Raw genomic sequence first — 17,837 nt, forward strand, 5'->3', positions numbered from 1 at the left:
AGGGCGTTCCGGTGACGGGCGGGAGGCCGGGTGACCGCCGCGGAGCCGGTGGGGGGCGCCACGCCCGGTGACGGGCGGCGACTACCGTGCCCGCGTGGAACGCAACGCGGAACGCACCAGCGTATGGGCAGCTCTGCGGACCCGCGGGTACCTGACGGGCTCCGCCCCGTGGCGGGCGGCGGGCTACGTGACGGCGGGCGCCCCCCTGGGCGCCCTGCTGCTCGCGTTCCTCGTGACCGGCCTGGCCACGGGCATCACCCTCACCGTCGTGGCCGTAGGCCTCCCCCTCCTGCTGCTCCTCGCCCTGACGGGCCTCCCCGTCGCCGCCCTGGAGCGCCGGCGCCTGCGCCCGGTGGACCCGGCCCCCGCACCGAGCCCCCACCCCGCCCCGGACACCCCCGGCCTCACTGCCTGGCTCCGGCTGCGCCTGGGTGAACAGGCGACCTGGCGCGAACTCGCGTACACCGTTCTGATGGCGTTCGTCCTGTGGCCCCTGGACCTCGCCGTGGCCGCCTGCACCCTGGCCCTGCCCGCCCTCCTCACCGCCGCCCCCGCGCACCTCGCGCTCGCGGGCGGCCCGGACTCCGGCGGCGTACGGCCTGCCAAGGTGTGGCTGGTCGACAGCTACCCGGCCGCCTGCGGCACCGCGGCACTCGGCCTGGTCCTGCTCCTCGTACTCCTGTACCCACTCGGCGCGTACGCCACCGCACGCGCCGCCCTCGCCCGGCTCCTGCTCGCCCCGCGCGAGAGCGAGACCCGGGCCCGGCTCGCCGAGGTGACCCGCTCGCGGGCCCGTCTCGTCACCGCCTTCGAAGCCGAACGCCGCCGCATCGAGCGGGACCTGCACGACGGCGCGCAGCAGCGCCTCGTCGCCCTGAGCATGAGCCTCGGCCTCGCCCGCCTGGACGCCGAGCCGGGCGGCCCGCTCGCGCGCCGCCTCGCCGCCGCGCACGGCGAGGCCGACGCCGTCCTCGCCGAGCTGCGCGAACTTATCCGCGGCATCCACCCCCAGGTGCTTGCCGACTACGGCCTGCCCGCCGCCGTCGAGGACGCGGCGGACCGCTCCCCGGTGCCCGTGGACACCGACGCCGAACTGCCGAGGCTGCCCGAACCCGTGGAGTCCGCGGGGTACTTCGCGGTCCGCGAGGCCCTCGCCAACGTCGCCCGGCACAGCGGGGCGACCCGCGCCGCCGTGCGCGCCCGGCACACCGGCGACCGCCTGCGGATCACCGTCCGCGACAACGGCACCGGTGGCGCGGACCCGGCGCGCGGCACCGGCCTCACCGGCCTCGCCGACCGCCTCGCCGTCCTCGATGGCACACTGACCGTCACCAGCCCGCCCGGTGGCCCCACCGTCCTGACCCTGGAGATCCCGTGCCTCCCGCGCCCGTCGAGCGGCCCCGCGCCCACCGTGTAGTCCTCGCCGAGGACAGCGTGCTGCTGCGCGAAGGGCTCGTCGGCGTGCTCGGCCGCTTCGGCCACGAGGTGGTCGCGGCCGTCGGCGACGCGCGGGCGCTGCGGGAGGCCGTGGCCACGTACGCGCCGGACGTCGTCGTCACCGACGTGCGGATGCCGCCCGGCTTCCAGGACGAGGGGCTGCGCGCCGCGATCGCCCTGCGCGAGGAGCGCCCCGGCCTGCCGGTGCTCGTGCTCAGCCAGTACGTCCAGCGGTCGTACGCCGCCGAGTTGCTGGACACCGGGGACGGCGGCGGCGTCGGCTACCTCCTGAAGGACCGCGTCGGGCAGGTCGAGCAGTTCGTCGACGCGTTCACCCGGGTCGCGGAGGGCGGCACGGTCGTGGACCCCGAGGTCGTACGCCAACTCCTCCGGCACCGGCGCGATCCCCTGGAGCGCCTCACACCCCGCGAGCGCGAGGTGCTCGCGCTCGTCGCCGAGGGCCGGTCGAACGCCGCCGTCGCCGCCGAACTCGTCGTCACGGAGGCCGCGGTGGGCAAACACGTCGGCAACATCCTCGCCAAACTCGATCTGTTACCCGCCGACGGCACCCACCGCAGGGTCCTCGCCGTCCTCGCCTTCCTCCGGGCATGAGCCCGAGGCCGGGCGCGGGCCCGACCCCGCGCCGGGCCCGGCGGCTACCTGTCCTGAGGGAGCCTCGGTCCCCGTACGTCAGGCCTTGGTCCAGACGCAGGAGTCGACCCGCAGCGATCCTGAAGAACCCTCCTGGACGCTGCCGCAGGTCGCCTTCATGTCGTACTGGATATGGGACGTGTTCTGCCCCGGAGTGGGGAAGCCGATGCGCAGGATGCGCACCGTGTCGATGACGAAGACGTAGGGCGCGCCGCCGTCCGCGTACCCCGGGCACTCGTCGCGGTGGGTGAGGAAGACCGGGTTGGGCACCGCGGCGTAGTCGATGCGGTTGGCGTTCGCGCAGTGCGTGGCGGTGGCCGACCGGGCCGCGGGGGCCGCGACTGCCAGGGCGGACGCCACCAGCAGGGTGCCGAGGCCGGTGGCCGACAGGGTACGCAGGGTTCGTACGCGCACAGGTCACTCCTTGAGCGGAAGGGGCGTCGTGCAGGGCGAACAGCATCCTGGCGGTCGCGGCGAGGGGGCGGCGGCCGCTTCCCCCGGAGATACGCCAAGGACATGACAGGGCGTCGAGGCATCCGGCCCGCCCCCGACGTGCCTCAGCAGCGCCGGTACACGTACCTCTCCTCCCCGGCGGGCCGCACATCGCGGTCGCGCAGCACCACGGACAGCTTCCCGCCCCAGTCGCGGCACGCCGCCTCATGGCCCTTGTGCTCGTACTCGATGTCGAAGACCCTGCGGTCGTACGCCGACGCGAAGTCCCCGCACTCGTCGTACTGTCCGCACTCCTCGACGACCGCGAAGTCGAACCCGACCCGCTCGTCCAGGAGTTCGGCGGTGTTCTTCTGCGCGATGGCGAGCCCCTGGTCGTGGGCCCTGCGGACGAGGAGCCGCGCGAAGGCCGCCGCGTCGTCGGTGTCGAGCAGCTTCTCGGAGCGGGCGTAGGAGTCGAGGTTGTCGGGCTCGACGGCGTCGAAGCCGGCGCGCGCGCAGCCGTCGATCCAGGGGCCGACGACGCCGAGGAGTTCCTCGCGCTTGGCGGCGGTGGAGATGTCGAGCAGCGGCTCGTTCCAGTCCTCGTCGATCACCGGGTCGCCGTCGTCGTCGCGCAGGACCAGCTCGGGGTGCTTGTCGTTCCACCAGGCGGCGGCCTTCTTGCCGGGCTGGGCCTGGAAGGCGTTGACGTAGCAGATGTTGTAGCGGCCGGGCGCGGGCTTCGCGGCACGGTCGCGGGAGACCGCGCGCACACCGCCGGGGGGCGCGTAGGCGCCGCCCAGCTGGTAGTCGAAGGCCATGGCGGGGCGGGGCAGGCGGGGGGCGCCGGTGTCCTCGGCCGCGCCGGAGCGCTTGCCGGGCTCCTTGTCGGGCTGCCTGTCGGACTCCGTGCCGGACGAGCAGCCGGTGAGCACCACGAGGGCGGCGGCGAGCACGAGGACGGTACGGGCGGCCGTGCGGGTCACCGGGCGGGAGGCGCGGGAGGTACGTGCGGCGCGTGAGACACGTGAGGAGCGCGAGGGGCTGGTGGAGCCTGAGGCGCCGATGGAGCCGATGGAGCCGATGGAGCCCATGGAGCTGGTGGAGCTGGTGGAGCTTATGGAGCGGGTGGGGCTGTGGGTGAGCATCTGGCCGTCCTGTCGTTCCGTGCCTTTTGCGCTGTGGTGCGACGCCTGCTCCAGTGTGCCCCGCCCTGTACCGTCAGCCCGCCCGCAGGGCCTCCTCGATGGCGGCGAACGGCGGGTCCTCGGCGAGGTAGAAGTGCCCGCCGGGACGGGACAGGAACGTGAAGGCGCCCCGGGTCGCCTCCCGCCAGGCGGTGGCCTGCTCGGTGGTGACGCGCACGTCCTCCACGCCGACGAGGGCGGTGACGGGGCAGTCGAGCGGAGCGTCCCGCGGGCCCGCGTACCCCGCGACCATGCGGAAGTCGGCCCGTACATAGGGAAGGACCAGCTCGAGGAACGCCGGGTTGTCGAGCAGTTCGGCGTCGGTGCCGCCGAGGCGGGACAGCAGGGTGAGGACGGCCTCGTCGTCGATCTCGGCGACCCGCTCGGGGGAGCCCTGCGCGAGGTGCGGGGCACGGGCGGCGGAGGCGAAGAGATGGCTCACGCCCGCGCCCTCGGCCTGCCAGACCCGCGCGGCCTCGTACGCGACGGCGGCCCCCATGCTGTGCCCGAAGAACATCGTGGGCCGCCCGTCCGGCAGCGGCCGCAGTTCCCGTGCGATGTCCCCGGCCAGCCGCGGCAGGTCGGTGGCGAGCGGCTCGCCGATGCGGTGCGCGCGCCCCGGATAGCACACGGAGTGCACCTCGATGTCCGGGAGCGCCTTGCTCCACGACCGGAAGAAGTAGGGCGAGCCCCCCGCGTGCGGAAAGCACACGAGCCGCGCCGCGGCGAAGGGCCGCGGCTCGACGATCTCCGTCCACTCCATGCTGTTACTCCCCCCGGAACCGGCACCGCGGCCGGTGTGCGAACGCATGTCTGCTCTGTCCGTTCATGATTTCACAGGGGGCCGCCCGCGGGGGAAACGCGAAGGGCGCTCCCGGTGATCGGGAGCGCCCTTCGATGTCAGTCACAGGTCGATGACCTGCTCGTTCGTGCGCCGCCAGGGACTCGAACCCCGGACCCGCTGATTAAGAGTCAGCTGCTCTAACCAACTGAGCTAGCGGCGCCTGCTGACTCGAAAATAATACCTGGTCCCGAGGGGTGCTCAAAACCGGACGCCGCCCGCCGCTAGATCGCCAGGGAGAGCAGGACCGGCGCCGCCTTCCTGTTCAGGGTCTCCGCGGCCGCGTGCAGGCGGTGGGCGTTCGCGACCGGCAGGGAGAGGGCCAGGGAGCCGACCGTGGCGCCCGCGGTGATCGGGACGGCGGCGCAGACCGTGCCGACGGCGTACTCCTGGAGGTCGAGGACCGGGACCGTGGGGGCCTGGGCGTCGAGGTTGCTCAGCAGGACGCGTTCGTTCGTGATGGTGCGCGAGGTGAGGCGGGCCATCTTGTGGCGCGACAGGTGGTCCCGGCGGGCGTCGAGGTCGAGCTGGCCGAGCAGGCTCTTGCCGACGGCACTGGCGTGGGCGGAGACCCGGAAGTCCACCCATTCGTTGACCTTCGGCGCCCGCGGGCCGTCCGCGAAGTCCGTGACCCGGATCTCACCGTCCACGTACCGGCTGACGTAGACCGCGGCACCCAGGGTGTCCCGCAGGCCGCCGAGGGTGTGCCGGAGCTTCTCCCGCAGCGCCCGGGCGCGGTCGTGGGCGGAGCCGAGGCGGGTGAGCGAGGCGCCCGTGACGTACGCGCCGTCGGCGACCTGCCCGACGTACCCCTCCCGGCGCAGCATGCGCAGGAGGGGCGTCAGCTCGGCGGGGTGCATTCCGCTCTGCCGGGCCAGGTCGGCCTCGCCGACGCCCGTGCCGCGGCGGGCGACGATCTCCAGGACCCGCAGGGCGTGCTGCACCGATCGGTGCGCGTCGGTCGGCTGGTGCGGCAGCGCCACGGTCTCCCCCCTCGTCACGGCCTCGGTCCGGCCCAGGTCCGGCCTCGGTCCGGCTTCCGTCCGGTCTTGGTCCGGCCTCGGCCCGACCCCGGCCCGGCCTCCGCCCGGTCGGACTCTTCCACGATATCTGTCAAATCGACCCTGGGTAGGGGGCATCGGGTCCTTCCTCGGGCCTGCCGCCGCCCGCCGCGCCCCCTACGGGGTCAGAGCACCGCCGACAGGAACTCCCTGGTCCGGCCGCGCTCGGGTGCCGTGAAGATCTTCTCCGGCGGCCCGGACTCGATCACCCGGCCCGAGTCGAACATCAGCACCTGGTCGGAGATGTCCCGGGCGAAGTTCATCTCGTGGGTGACGCAGAGCATCGTGATGTCCGTGGTGTGCGCGATGTCCCGCAGCACGTCGAGGACGCCCGCGACCAGCTCCGGGTCGAGGGCGGACGTCACCTCGTCCAGGAGCAGCACCTGCGGCCGCATCGCCAGGGCCCGCGCGATCGCCACCCGCTGCTGCTGCCCGCCGGACAGCTGTGTCGGGTAGGCGTCGGCGCGGTCGCCGAGCCCGACGAGGTCGAGGAGGTCGCGGGCCCGCTGCTCCGCCTCGTCCTTGGACAGGCCGAGGACGGTGACCGGCGCCTCGGTGATGTTGCGGAGCACCTTCATGTTCGGGAAGAGGTTGAACTGCTGGAAGACCATCCCGATGTTCTTGCGGACCTCGCGTACGTGCTTCTCGCCCGCCGGGACCAGCTTGCCGTTCTTCTCCTCGTGCGTCAGGTACTCGCCGCCGACCCTGATCGTGCCCTCGTCCGGTTTGAGCAGCGTCATCAGCAGGCGCAGGATCGTCGTCTTGCCGGATCCCGAGGGGCCGATCAGGGTCACGTGCTTGCCGGAGGCGACCGAGAAGTCCAGCTCGTCCAGGACCGTGTTCGACCCGAAGCGCTTGACGACCTTGTCGAAGCGGATCAGCTCGCTGCCGTCCACGGCCGGGTTCGGCTGTTCCTTGGTGGGGTTCGTGTCAGCGGACAAGACGGCGCTCCAGGGCTCGCAGGAGGAGGGAGGACGGATAGGCGATGAGGATGAAGGCGACGCCGACCACGGTCAGTGCCTCCGTGTACTGGAAGGTCTGCGCGGCCTCCAGGCGCGAGCGCTGCAACAGTTCGAGCACGCCGATGCCGGCGAGCAGCGGGGTGTCCTTGAGCATCGCGATGACGTAGTTGCCGAGCGCGGGGATCACCCGGCGCACGGCCTGCGGCAGGATCACCGCGGTCCAGGTGCGGGTGGGGGACAGGCTCAGCGCCTTCGCCGCCTCCCACTGCCCGACGGGCACCGCCTCGATGCCCGCGCGGTAGACCTGCGCGGTGTACGTCGAGTAGTGCAGGCCGATCGCGAGGGTGCCGGTCGTCATCGCGGAGTACTGGATGTCCCACTTGGGGAGCACGAAGTACAGGAAGAAGAGCTGCACGAGCAGCGGGGTGTTGCGGATGAACTCGGTGAGGATCCCGACCGGCCAGCGGACGAACCGGGTCGGCGCCCGGAGGGCCAGGGCCCAGAGCAGTCCGACCGAGAAGGAGATGAGCGATCCGAGGGCGAGCACCTGGAGGGTGATGAGCAGCCCGTCCCAGAAGTGCGGCATGAAGTCGGAGACGGCGCCCCAGTCCCATGTGTCGGTGCCGTTGTTCATGACCCTCCACCCCCGCCGGCGACGACCTTGTTCGGCTCCGCGGTCGTCTTCCGGAGGTTGATCCCGCGCATGATGCCGGCGCCGGGTTCGGGCCGCTGCCCGATGCCCGCCTTGGCCCTGCGCTCCAGGACGCGCATGCCACGTGTGAGGAGGAAGGCGATGACGAAGTAGACGACGAGCGTGATCGAGTAGATCTCCGCGCTCTCGGTGGTCGCGAGCCGCACCAGATAGGCGGCGAAGGACACGTCACCGATGCCGAGCAGCGACACCAGGGCGGTGCCCTTGAGCAGTTCGACGAGCAGGTTGGAGAACGGCGGGATCATCTCGGGCACGGCCTGCGGCAGCAGGATGAGCCGCATCCGCTGCCAGGGCGTGAAGCTCAGCGCGACCCCCGCTTCGCGCTGCGCGGGAGCCACCGCGTTCAGGGCGCCGCGGACGACCTCGGCGCCGTAGGCCCCGTACGAGAGACCGAGTGCGAGCACCGCGGCCCACATCGGGACCAGTGCCCAGCCCGCGAGCTGCGGCAGGACGAAGAAGATCCAGAACATCAGGACGAGCGCCGACGTGCCGCGGAAGATCTCGGTGTAGAACCCGGCGAGGAACCGCACCACGCGCAGCCGGTGCGTGCGCGCCATGCCGACGCCGAACGCCACCGCGGTCGCGAGGGCCGCGCTGTAGAGGGTGAGCTGGACGGTGATCCAGATGCCGGGGAGAACCCAGTGTTCCCACAGTCCCGCTGTCATCCGCACAGCTCCTCTGCGGTCAGGTCCGTCATCTCGTCCTCGGTGAAGCCGAACCGCTTGAGGACGCGGAAGAGCTCGCCGCTCCTCTTCATCTTGTGGATCTCCACGTTGAAGGCGTCCCGGAGCCCGGTGTCGTTCGGACGGAACGTGAAGCCGCCGCCGTCGATGTGCTTCTTGCCGTCGACCAGGGGCGCGAAGGCCTCGGTGGCCTCGGCCTTGCGGCTCTTGCGCACCACGCCGCGGGCGGTGAGCGCGGTGCCGCCGAAGACGTCGATGCGGCCCGCCTCGACGGCGTTGAGACCGGCCACCGGGTCCTGGAGGATCACGATGTCGCTCTCCTTGTACCCGGCCTCGACGGCGTAGGCGATCTCCGCGTAGCCGGTGCCGGTGCCGAACCTGGCCTTCTCGCGCACGACGTCCGCGTAGGTGTGCAGGCCCTTCGGGTTGCCCTTGCGGACGATGAAGGAGTCCAGCATCTGGTACTCGGGATCCGAGAAGATCACCTGCCGGCAGCGCTCTTTGTTGATGTACATCCCGGCGGACACCACGTCGAACTGCTGTGTCTTGAGCCCGGGGATCAGGGAAGAGAAGTCAGTGGCGACGGGCTGCACCTTGTCGACGCCGAGGCGCTTGCAGATGATCCGGGCGAGTTCCACCGCCTCGCCGGTGAAGTCGCCCTTGTCGTCGATGTACCCGTACGGCGCCTCGCCCGCGATGCCGAGCCGCACCGTGCCCTGCGACTTCAGCCGGGCCAGGGTGTCGCCCGTGGGCACCCGGCTGCACGCCGACGCGCCGAGTGCGCCGGCCGTGCCGAGGACGGCGGCCGACGCCAGCACGGATCTGCGCCGCACCCCGGGGGCGCGCGGACCACCGCCGTCCGCTGTCCGTCTGCCGCCGCCGTCGGGTTCCGAAGCGCTCTGTGTCTTGTTCGTGGCCTTGTGTGGGTTGCTCGATGGTGGAGCCATGGGCGCGCGGCTACCCGACTCGCAGCGAGGTATGCCGGTGAATTCCGGCCCCTGATCCGATCGTTGCGCACTTGACGCCCGCGGCCCGCGGGGGAGGACCATGGGGCACATGGCAGACCGATACATCGAAGTCGCCTTCGCCGAGCGGGGTGTTCGGGCCACGGCCAAGCTCCTCGACGACCGGGCCCCGGTCACCTGCGCGGCCGTCTGGGACGCGCTGCCGCTGGGCGGGGACGTGTACCACGCGAAGTACGCCCGCAACGAGATCTACGCCCTGTTCCCGGCCTTCGCCGCTGAGGAGCCGCCCCTGGAGAACCCGACCGTCACCCCCGTCCCCGGCGATCTGTGCTACTTCACCTTCACCGGGACCGAGCTCGGCACCGGGTCCCACGGCTACGACCAGGAACAGCGGGGCACCATCGTCGACCTCGCGCTGTTCTACGAGCGCAACAACCTGCTGCTCAACGGCGATGCGGGCTGGGTCCCCGGCATCGTCTGGGGCCAACTCGTCGACGGCCTCGACGCGATGGCCGAGGCCTGCAACGACCTGTGGCGCACCGGCGCACTCGGCGAGACCCTGAACTTCCGCCGCGCCTAGCCCCCTTCAGTCCCGCCCTCCGCTCAGGAGGCCACCGCGCGCGGCAGGGGCACCGGCCGCACACCCGGCACGCCGCCCCCCTCGTACAGCGCCTGCGCCACCCGCAGGACCAGCGCGTCCGCGTGCCGCGCCGCCACGATCTGCACCCCGGCGGGCAGCCCCTCCGCGTCCGCCCCGCAGGGCACGCTGGCCGCGGGCTGCTGCGTCATGTTGAAGGGGTACGTGAACGGGGTCCAGCCCGTCCACCGCCGCAGGCCCGACCGCGCGGGCACCTCGACGCCCGCCTCGAACGCGGTGACCGGCAGCGTCGGCGTCACCAGGACGTCGTACCGCTCGTGGAAGCGCCCCATGCGGCGGCCCAGCTCCGTACGCACGTCCACCGCGGCCAGATAGTCCAGGGCGCCGTAGCGGGCGCCCTGCCCGCACACCTCACGGAACCCTGGGTCGAGCAGCGCCCCGCGGTCGGGCGGCAGCCGCTGCGCGACCCGCGCGGCGCCGCTGAACCACAGGGTCTGGAAGGCCGCCACCGGGTCGGCGAAGTCGGGGTCCGCCTCCTCCACGTACGCGCCGAGCGCGGCGAGCCGCTGCACCGCGCCGCGCACCGCGGCGGCGACGGCGGGCCGCACCGCGACCTGCCCGCCGAGCGAGGGCGAATAGGCGACCCGCAGCCCCCGCACACCGCCTCCCGCTCCCTGGCGGAAACTGCCCGCGGCCGGGGCGAGCTGCGACCAGTCCCGCGCGTCCGGAGCCGCGATCACGTCCATCAGCAGGGCGGCGTCGGCCGCGTCCCGCGTCATGGGGCCGACATGGGAGAGGGTGCCGAACGCCGACGGCGGATACAGCGGCACCCTGCCGTACGTCGGCTTGAACCCGAAGATCCCGCAGAACGCCGCCGGGATGCGCACCGAGCCGCCGCCGTCCGTGCCGAGCGACAGCGGACCCGCCCCGAGCGCCACCGCCGCCGCGCTGCCGCCGCTCGACCCGCCGGTGGTGCGCGTCGCGTCGTACGGGTTGCGGGTGATGCCGTGCCGGGGGCTGTCCGTCACGGCCTTCCAGCCGAACTCCGGCGTCGTCGTCTTGCCGACGAACACCGCGCCGTGCTCGCGCAGCCGCGCCACCGACGGCGCGTCCTCGTCCCACGTCCCCTGCTCCGACACGCACCGGGAACCACGGAAGGTGGGCGCGCCGCGCTGCAACAGGATGTCCTTCACGGTGACCGGCACCCCGTCGACGAGGCCCGCCGGCTCCCCGCGCCGCCAGCGCGCCGTGCTCTCCTCGGCCCGGGCGAGGGCGCCCTCGTGGTCGAGGCGTACGAACGCGTTCACGACCGGCTGGATCTCCTCGGCCCTGCGCAGCACCGCACGGGTGACGTCGACGGGGCTGAATTCGCCCTTGCGGTAGCCGTCGACGAGTTGGACGGCGGTGAGGTCCGTGAGCTCGGTCATGCGTGCTCCTCAGCGAGGCGGGGCGAAGGCGAAGGGGTGCGGAGGCGAAGGGGTGCGGAGACGAGGTGGTGCGAAGACGAGGGGGTGCGAAGGCGAGGGCGATGGGGTGCGAAGGCGAGGGCGAAGGGGTGCGAGGGCGATGGGGTGCGAGGGCGAAGGAGGGCGGCGGCGATCAGTGCCCTGGGACATACCCACGTTTCTTGTCGACCACGTTCGTCAGCGGCCGGCCCTCCTCCCACTGGCCGAACAAGGACACGAACTGCGCCCCGAGCTCGTCCCGCCAGCCGACCGTGTCACCGCTCATGTGCGGCGAGACGATCAGCCCCGGGGCGCTCCACAGCGGGCTGTCCGCAGGCAGCGGCTCCCGCTCGAAGACGTCGAGCGCGGCCCCCGCGATCCACCGCTTCGACAGGGCCGCCGCCAGGTCGTCCTCGACGACGAGCTGCCCGCGGCCCACGTTGACGAAGCACGCCGAAGGCTGCATGACACCGAACCGGCGCTCGTCGAACATGGCGCGGGTGTCGTCCGTCAGCGGCGCCGCGCACACCACCCAGTCGGCCCGCGCCAGCAGCCGGTCCAGGTCGTCGGGCCCGTACACACCGGTCCGCGCGGTGCGCCCGACGAGGACGGCCGCGATGCCGAGTGCCTTCAGGGTGCGCACGATGGCACGGCCGATCGGGCCCGAGCCCACGACGCACGCGCGCGTGCCCGTCACCCGGCGGCTCTCGCGGTGCCGCCAGGTCCGCTCCCGCTGGAGGTCGAGGGTGCGCGGCAGGTCCTTGGCCAGGGCGAGCACCAGGGCGGCGACGTACTCGGCGATCGGCTCGTCGAAGATGCCGCGGGCGTTGGTCACCACGGCCTCGGACGCGGCGAGTTCGGGGCACAGCAGATGGTCGACGCCCGCGCTCGCGGTGTGCACCCAGGAGGGGCGCGGCCCCGCGCCCGGCCAGGCGTGCCGGACCGCGTGCGACAGGAAGTCCCACACGAGCAGCACGTCCGCCTCCGGCAGCCGGTCCGCGAGGGTCTCCTCGTCGGCGTGCAGCACCCGGGCGCGGCCCGTCAGCGAGCCGAGGCGGGGCGGGGGCGCGGGGGCGGGGGCGTCGAGGATCAGGACCGTGGGCACGGCGGGGGTGCCGGGGCGTGCGGGGGGCTCGTCGGACGCCGTACCCGGGGCCTTGGCGCCCCGGGGCGCGCCCCCCGGCGAAGCCGTGCTTCCGGACGCCCCGGCTCCGGGGACGGCACCGGAAGCGGCACCGGAGACGGGGCCTTCGGACACGGCGGACATGGCGGAGAAAGCTTTTCGCAACGAGAGCCCGCTTCCCTGGGAGAGCGTCGGGACGACTGCCGCGACCTTCGGCGGCCGGCGTTCCCCACCGTCTGAGATGTGCGGATTGACCACGCTGGCACCCGAACCTACCTTCGTCAACAGAGGCAGTCCCCGCCGGCACCACGGGGGCGGGCGCACAGCGTGCTGCCCCGTCGCGCGCACGGTGTGCTCGCCGCACACGCACCCTCGTCCCGACGTCCCGACGTCCCGACGTCCCGACGTCCCGACGTCCCGGCGCGTCGCGCCGACCGCATCACTCCCGGCCCTCGGCCGGCCCTGTCACCGCACCGCACGCAGAACTTGGGGCCAGCTCATGGACGTCACCTCCTTCTCCTCCCTTCCCACCCTCGGGGCCGCACCCGCAGCGCGGTGTCGGTGTCGTCGCCCCCTTCGACTTCGCCCTGGACCGCGAGTTGTGGCGCTGGGTCCCGGACGAGATCTCCCTGCACCTGACCCGCACGCCCTACGTACCCGTCGAAGTCAGCCTCGACCTGGCACGCCTGGTCAGCGAGCACGAGACCCTGGCGGAGGCGGTACGGGCGCTGACGGCCGCCGAACCCGAGGGCGAGGCGCGCGGTACGAGGACCCGTCGACGCCCTGTTCATCAGCTGTACGAACCTGCCCACGTACGACGTCATCCCGCAGCTGAAGGCGGAGCTGCGGATGCCGGTGATCTCGGCGAACCAGGTGACGATGTGGTCGGCCCTGCGGAAGCTGGGTACGCGTGCGGTGGGGCCCTACCAAGCACTGGTCGACGCGGGCGCACGGCCGGGCACCGCGGAGTTCGGCACCCTCGACGCGCTGCCGGCACCGGCCCGTGAGCGTCCGTCGGCGGCGCCCGCGTCGCCGCCTCGGCGCCGGCGGGGGAGGGCCTCGCCGACCCGCCCGGCGGGCCGGTGGGACCCGCGGAACCACCGGGGCCCGCAGGACCGACGACAGAAGGAGGCTGGACTTGACCGCACTGGGATTCCTCTATCCGGGCCACTCCGCCGAGGACGACTACCCACGCACGGAACAGCTGCTCGGCTCCGACGTCCGGCTCCAGGTCGTCCACACGGACATCGGCGAGGACGCGCACCGCGTCGACGCGCTCCTGGAGACGGGCTCGCCGGCGCGGCTCGCCGCCGGCGTCGAGGAGCTGCGCCGCACCGGCGCCGAAGCCGTGGTGTGGGCCTGCACCAGCGGGAGCTTCGTGTTCGGCTGGGAGGGCGCGCACGACCAGGTCCGGCAGCTGGCGCGGGCGGCCGGGCTGCCCGCGTCCTCGACGTCGTTCGCGTTCACCCACGCGGTACGCGAACTGGGGGTGGCGCGCGTCGCCGTCGCGGCGACCTACCCCGAGGACGTCACGGCCCACTTCGTGTCCTTCCTCAAGTCGGCTGGCGTCGAGGTCGTGGCCGCACGGGGGAGCGGGATCGTCACCGCGGCCGAGGTCGGCACCTGGGGCAGGGACGAGGTGGTCGCCCTCGCCCGCGCGGGCGACCACCCGGACGCCCAGGCCGTGCTCCTGCCCGACACCGCGCTGCACACCGCCGCCCACATCCCCGACCTGGAGGCCGAGCTCGGCAAGCCGGTCCTCACCGCCAACCAGGTCACCGTCTGGGAGGGCCTGCGCCTCGCGACCCGCCGGGTGAACGCTCCCGCGCTCGGCGCCCTCTTCCGCAGGGAGCCGGTGGTCCAGGCACCGGCCGGGTAGCCGCCCGCCGCCCGGCAGGACGACCGGTTCCCCTTCCCTCTGCCGGGACCTCACGCCGCCTGCCGGGACTCCACCCCGCCTGCCGGGACCCCGCTCACCTGCGGGGACGTCGCTCACCTGCGGGGAATAAGCGGAGCCCCCCTCCTGTTCCAGTCCCCGTACGCGACGCGCGCGGCGGGCGGACCCGTTCCTGTCCCCGTACGCGTCGGCGGCGGATCACACGGAACAGACGGAACAGCAGGAGGACCCCGGTGGCAGTGGAGCAGACCGACCAAGGCGGGACCGGCGGGGCCGACGACACCCGGGGCACCGCCGGGGCGGCGCGGGACGCGGCCGTCCGCGAGGGCATCCGCGCCGAGCGGCTCGGGGACGCGCCCGCGCCGCTGTCCGTGCTCGACCTCGTGACCGTCGGCGCCGGGCGCACCGCCAGTGACGCGCTGCGCACCAGCGTCGACCTCGCCAAGCTGGCCGAGTCCCGCGGGTTCCACCGGCACTGGGTGGCCGAGCACCACTCCATGCCGGGCGTGGCCTCCTCGTCGCCCGCCGTGATCCTCGCCCACCTCGCCGCCCACACGAGCCGCATCCGGCTCGGCTCCGGCGGCGTGATGCTGCCCAACCACGCCCCGCTCGTCGTCGCGGAACAGTTCGGCACCCTGGAGGCGCTCGCCCCGGGCCGCGTCGACCTCGGGCTCGGCCGCGCCCCGGGCACGGACGGCGCCACCGCCGCGGCCCTGCGCCGCACCGAGAACCTGCGCGAGGGCGCCGACGACTTCCCCAAGGAACTCGCCGAGCTGACCCGCTTCCTCGACGACGACTTCCCCGACGGCCACCCCTACGCCCGCATCCACGCGGTCCCCGGGCCCGTGCAGGCCACGTCCCCCGGCGGCGTGCAGTCCCCGCACCGCCCGCCCATCTGGCTGCTGGGCTCCTCCGGCTTCAGCGCCCGGCTCGCCGGGGTGCTCGGTCTGCCCTTCGCCTTCGCCCACCACTTCTCCGCGCAGAACACGATCCCGGCCCTCGACCTGTACCGGGAGTCGTTCCGCCCCTCCGCCGTCCTCGACGCCCCGTACGCCCTCATCGGCGTCTCCGCGCTCGCCACCGACGACGAGAAGGAGGCCCGCCGCCAGGTCCTCGCCGCCGCCCTGAACATGGTCCGGCTGCGCACGGGCCGCCCCGGTCTCGTGCCCACCCCCGAGGAGGCCGAGGCGTACGCGTTCAGCGAGATGGAGCGGGACTTCGTCACCGGCTGGAACGCCAACGTCGTGCACGGCACCCCCGACCAGGTCCGCACCGGCCTCGACGACCTCGCCAAGCGCACCGGCGCCGACGAGCTGATGCTCACGGCCAACGCGCACAGCGGCGAGGTGCGCCTGCGCAGCTACGAACTCATTGCCGACGCCTACGGGCTGCCGCGCCCGTCCTGATCCGCCCACCGAGGGTGCCGCCCCCGACGGGGGTGGGGGCGGCACCCGCACTCACCGTCCAGCACCCCCGGCGGCGGCCGCCCGGCTCCCGCAACGCACGTCGTGCCCCGAACCGCACGTCGTGCCCCGGAGCGCGCGCCGGGCTATGCCTCGCACGAACCGAGCAGCACGGAGATGCGGTCCGCCGCCACCGGCCGCGAGTACAGCCACCCCTGCCCGGTGTCGCACCCGATCTTGCGCAGCCGCTCCGCCTGCCCCGACGTCTCCACGCACTCGGCGGTGACGGTGAGCCCGAGCCGGTGGGCGAGCTGCACGAGGGCTTCGACGATCACCTCGTCGGCGGGGTTGATGTGGCCGGTGGCCTCCTCGTACGCCCCCTGCTCGTACTGGAAGCCCCGTACGAAGGAGCCGTCGAGCTTCAGGACGGAGACGGGGAGGCGGCTGAGGTAGGCCAGGTTGGAGTACCCGGTGCCGAAGTCGTCGATGGCGATGCGCACCCCCATGTCGCTGAGTGCCTGCAAGGCCTGGAGCGGGCGGCCCGCGGAACCCATGACGGCGGACTCGGTCAGCTCGAGCTGGAGCAGCTCGGGTGCGAGGCCCGTCTCGGCCAGGATGTCGGCGACGTCGGCGACCAGGTCGGAGTCCCAGACCTGGCGCACGGCGACGTTCACGCTCACGAACAGCGGCTCCCTGCCGGGGTGGTCCAGCTGCCAGCGGCGGGCCTGTCGGCAGGCCGTGCGCAGCACCCAGCGGCCGAGCTGGACGATCGAGCCGTCTTCTTCAGCAAGTCCGATGAACCGATTCGGCGTCAGCAGTCCGAACTGCGGGTGCTGCCACCGCACCAGCGCCTCGACCCCGCTCACCCCGCCGCCCTCCAGACCCACGAGCGGCTGGTAGTCGAGGACGAACTCGCCGCGCTCGACGGCCGGGCGCAGCGAACTGGCCAGCGCCTGACGGGTCATGCGGTGGGCGTTGCGCTCGGGGTCGAACAGCGTCCAGCGGGCCTTGCCGTCGGTCTTCGCCCAGTACAGCGTGGTGTCGGCGGCCTGCATCAGACCGGTGGTCGTGGTGCCCGCGGCGCGCCGCTCGACGACGCCGATGGAGGCGGACACGGAGAGGCGCTGCCCGGACAGGTCGAAGGGCTCCTGGAGCGCGCGCAGGGCCGTCTCGGCGAGTTCGGTCAACTGGTCGGTGCCCGTGGAGTCCTCCACGAGCAGCGCGAACTCGTCCCCGCCGAGCCGTGCGACGAGGGGCACCGACGCCCTGCCGTACCCGGCCTCGTCGGCGAGGGCGGTGAGGCGGTCGGCGACGGCGGCCAGCAGCCGGTCGCCGACACGGTGCCCGAGCGTGTCGTTGACGGCCTTGAAGCCGTCGAGGTCCAGATAGCACAGGCCGACGCGGCCGGTGCTCGTGTCGTCGTACGCGCCCGCCTCCAGGGCGGAGGCGAGGCGCTCGAAGAACAGCGCGCGGTTGGGCAGCCGGGTCACCGGGTCGTGCATCTGCAAGTGCCGCAGCCTGGCCTGGAGGTCGCGGCGGGCGCTGATGTCGGCGGCGGCGAGCAGGACGGTGCCCGCGCCGCACCGCTCACTGCCGCCGGGCAGCGGCGAGACGGTGATCTGGGTCCACAGGGAGTGCCCGTCGGGGTGTTTGAGACGGCGGGCACAGCGGAGTCTGGCCTGCCTGCCGCGGAGCACCTCGCGGTACGCGTGCCAGGTGCGGGCGTCGGACGCCAGGTCGACGAGGTCGGCGGCGATCCGTCCGGTGAGGTCGGCGGCGTCCACGCCGAGCAGATCGGCCAGCGCGTCGTTGGCGCCGACCACCAGGCCCTCGCGGTCGACGACGGCGAGGGCCAGGGGGGCCGCGGCGAAGGCGGCGCGGTAGTCGACCGCGCCGTGGCAGTCGGCCGTGCCGCGGTCGCGGGGGTCGGCTGTGTCGCGACGGTCGCCTGTGCCGCGGGGGGTCCCTGTGCCGCGGGGGTCGGCCGTGTCGCGGGGGTGGACTGTGTCGTGACAGTCGCCTGTGCCGTGGGGGGCGCCCGTGCCGTGGGGGGCGCCCGTGTCGCGGGGGTCGCCTGTGCCGCCGTGGTCGGCTGGGTCGCGTCCGCCGACCACACCGCAGTAGTCGACTGCGTCGCGACCGCCTGACGCGTGGCGGTAGTCGACTGTGTCGCGACGGTCGACTGCGTCGCGATGGTCGGCCGCGTACGGGGCGAGGGGGCCGCACGGGCCCAAATGATCACGCTCTGTGACGACAGGCCAGGCGCGGCCGGGTGCTGCGACCGCTGTGGCGGTCGGCCCTTGAGGGGTTCCGTTCACCGCTTGCTCCCGCAGTGCAATCGTTGTCGAGCAGGTCGATGGGGCCCCGCGTCCTGGCGGGTCCGGGGAGGCGGTCGCCCGGTTGGCGGGCGGCCGACGGGGCCGGGAAAGTGTGCCGATCA

General features: G+C 73.4%; 16 protein-coding genes, 1 tRNA gene and 1 pseudogene. 6 read left to right on the forward strand and 12 right to left on the reverse strand.

Features of this window, described 5'->3' with window-relative positions; genetic code table 11:
• Positions 1–133: 133 nt before the first annotated feature.
• Entirely contained in the window at positions 134–1,417 is a 1,284-nt protein-coding gene (locus ACH4DX_RS00930) for a sensor domain-containing protein (protein ID WP_398154146.1), read from the forward strand.
• On the forward strand, positions 1,375–2,049 hold the full coding sequence (locus tag ACH4DX_RS00935; protein ID WP_398153516.1) for a response regulator: 675 nt from the start codon (positions 1,375–1,377) through the stop codon (positions 2,047–2,049). The genes ACH4DX_RS00930 and ACH4DX_RS00935 overlap by 43 nt, the downstream gene beginning before the upstream one ends.
• Before the next feature lie 78 nt (positions 2,050–2,127).
• Here ACH4DX_RS00935 and ACH4DX_RS00940 read toward each other — a convergent pair whose 3' ends face one another.
• The 9 genes from ACH4DX_RS00940 to ehuB all read right to left on the reverse strand — a co-directional run bounded on the left by ACH4DX_RS00940 (position 2,128) and on the right by ehuB (position 8,799).
• The gene (locus tag ACH4DX_RS00940; protein ID WP_398116590.1) at positions 2,128–2,502 is read right to left on the reverse strand and encodes a hypothetical protein; all 375 of its coding nucleotides are present in this window, start codon (positions 2,500–2,502) and stop codon (positions 2,128–2,130) included.
• A 143-nt stretch (positions 2,503–2,645) separates the two neighbouring features.
• Positions 2,646–3,668 (reverse strand): endo alpha-1,4 polygalactosaminidase, encoded by a 1,023-nt coding sequence (locus ACH4DX_RS00945; RefSeq protein ID WP_398153517.1) that lies wholly within the window; start codon positions 3,666–3,668, stop codon positions 2,646–2,648.
• 73 nt (positions 3,669–3,741) lie between these two features.
• A complete protein-coding gene (locus ACH4DX_RS00950; protein WP_398116594.1) occupies positions 3,742–4,470 on the reverse strand; it encodes a thioesterase II family protein in 729 nt (242 codons plus the stop codon).
• A 167-nt stretch (positions 4,471–4,637) separates the two neighbouring features.
• Positions 4,638–4,711: transfer RNA gene (locus tag ACH4DX_RS00955), tRNA-Lys, on the reverse strand.
• Positions 4,712–4,772: 61 nt separating this feature from the next.
• Positions 4,773–5,531 (reverse strand): IclR family transcriptional regulator, encoded by a 759-nt coding sequence (locus ACH4DX_RS00960; RefSeq protein WP_398154147.1) that lies wholly within the window; start codon positions 5,529–5,531, stop codon positions 4,773–4,775.
• Positions 5,532–5,734: 203 nt separating this feature from the next.
• Positions 5,735–6,550, reverse strand: a complete 816-nt coding sequence (gene ehuA / locus ACH4DX_RS00965) for an ectoine/hydroxyectoine ABC transporter ATP-binding protein EhuA (RefSeq protein ID WP_398153518.1) — start codon at positions 6,548–6,550, stop codon at positions 5,735–5,737.
• Positions 6,540–7,205, reverse strand: a complete 666-nt coding sequence (gene ehuD / locus ACH4DX_RS00970; protein ID WP_398153519.1) for an ectoine/hydroxyectoine ABC transporter permease subunit EhuD — start codon at positions 7,203–7,205, stop codon at positions 6,540–6,542. The genes ehuA and ehuD overlap by 11 nt, the downstream gene beginning before the upstream one ends.
• Positions 7,202–7,948, reverse strand: coding sequence for an ectoine/hydroxyectoine ABC transporter permease subunit EhuC (ehuC, locus tag ACH4DX_RS00975; protein ID WP_398116601.1), 747 nt, complete (start codon positions 7,946–7,948; stop codon positions 7,202–7,204). The genes ehuD and ehuC overlap by 4 nt, the downstream gene beginning before the upstream one ends.
• On the reverse strand, positions 7,945–8,799 hold the full coding sequence (gene ehuB, locus ACH4DX_RS00980) for an ectoine/hydroxyectoine ABC transporter substrate-binding protein EhuB (RefSeq protein WP_398118004.1): 855 nt from the start codon (positions 8,797–8,799) through the stop codon (positions 7,945–7,947). The genes ehuC and ehuB overlap by 4 nt, the downstream gene beginning before the upstream one ends.
• A gap of 223 nt (positions 8,800–9,022) precedes the next feature.
• On the opposite strand from ehuB, the gene ACH4DX_RS00985 reads away from it, so the two are divergent.
• Positions 9,023–9,511, forward strand: coding sequence for a DUF3830 family protein (locus ACH4DX_RS00985; RefSeq protein WP_398153520.1), 489 nt, complete (start codon positions 9,023–9,025; stop codon positions 9,509–9,511).
• A 23-nt stretch (positions 9,512–9,534) separates the two neighbouring features.
• On the opposite strand, the gene ACH4DX_RS00990 is transcribed toward ACH4DX_RS00985, so the two are convergent.
• Together ACH4DX_RS00990 and ACH4DX_RS00995 are read right to left on the reverse strand one after the other, a co-directional pair.
• Positions 9,535–10,956 (reverse strand): amidase, encoded by a 1,422-nt coding sequence (locus tag ACH4DX_RS00990; protein WP_398116604.1) that lies wholly within the window; start codon positions 10,954–10,956, stop codon positions 9,535–9,537.
• A gap of 172 nt (positions 10,957–11,128) precedes the next feature.
• Positions 11,129–12,064 (reverse strand): D-2-hydroxyacid dehydrogenase, encoded by a 936-nt coding sequence (locus ACH4DX_RS00995; protein ID WP_398154148.1) that lies wholly within the window; start codon positions 12,062–12,064, stop codon positions 11,129–11,131.
• A 569-nt stretch (positions 12,065–12,633) separates the two neighbouring features.
• Here ACH4DX_RS00995 and ACH4DX_RS01000 point away from each other — a divergent pair.
• The 3 genes and pseudogenes from ACH4DX_RS01000 to ACH4DX_RS01010 form a co-directional block, all read left to right on the forward strand.
• Positions 12,634–13,057 (forward strand): annotated as a pseudogene (locus ACH4DX_RS01000) (decarboxylase); the annotation flags it as partial.
• 178 nt (positions 13,058–13,235) lie between these two features.
• Complete coding sequence (locus ACH4DX_RS01005) at positions 13,236–13,976, forward strand: decarboxylase (RefSeq protein ID WP_398153521.1); 741 nt, start codon at positions 13,236–13,238, stop codon at positions 13,974–13,976.
• 347 nt (positions 13,977–14,323) lie between these two features.
• Positions 14,324–15,400 (forward strand): LLM class flavin-dependent oxidoreductase, encoded by a 1,077-nt coding sequence (locus tag ACH4DX_RS01010; RefSeq protein WP_398154149.1) that lies wholly within the window; start codon positions 14,324–14,326, stop codon positions 15,398–15,400.
• Positions 15,401–15,543: 143 nt separating this feature from the next.
• On the opposite strand, the gene ACH4DX_RS01015 is transcribed toward ACH4DX_RS01010, so the two are convergent.
• Complete coding sequence (locus ACH4DX_RS01015) at positions 15,544–17,511, reverse strand: putative bifunctional diguanylate cyclase/phosphodiesterase (RefSeq protein ID WP_398153522.1); 1,968 nt, start codon at positions 17,509–17,511, stop codon at positions 15,544–15,546.
• Positions 17,512–17,837 lie beyond the last annotated feature (326 nt).

The organism is Streptomyces sp. NPDC017940 (assembly GCF_044328435.1).
Classification (GTDB): Bacteria; Actinomycetota; Actinomycetes; order Streptomycetales; family Streptomycetaceae; genus Streptomyces.

What these genes read in the sequence shown, in the direction of transcription:
- ACH4DX_RS00945 (WP_398153517.1), bottom strand. Translation starts at nt 3,668, where the DNA reads ATGCTCACCCACAGCCCCACCCGCTCCATAAGCTCCACCAGCTCCACC.
- ACH4DX_RS00950 (WP_398116594.1), bottom strand. Translation starts at nt 4,470, where the DNA reads ATGGAGTGGACGGAGATCGTCGAGCCGCGGCCCTTCGCCGCGGCGCGG.
- ehuD (WP_398153519.1), bottom strand. Translation starts at nt 7,205, where the DNA reads ATGAACAACGGCACCGACACATGGGACTGGGGCGCCGTCTCCGACTTC.
- ehuC (WP_398116601.1), bottom strand. Translation starts at nt 7,948, where the DNA reads ATGACAGCGGGACTGTGGGAACACTGGGTTCTCCCCGGCATCTGGATC.
- ACH4DX_RS00985 (WP_398153520.1), top strand. Translation starts at nt 9,023, where the DNA reads ATGGCAGACCGATACATCGAAGTCGCCTTCGCCGAGCGGGGTGTTCGG.
- ACH4DX_RS00990 (WP_398116604.1), bottom strand. Translation starts at nt 10,956, where the DNA reads ATGACCGAGCTCACGGACCTCACCGCCGTCCAACTCGTCGACGGCTAC.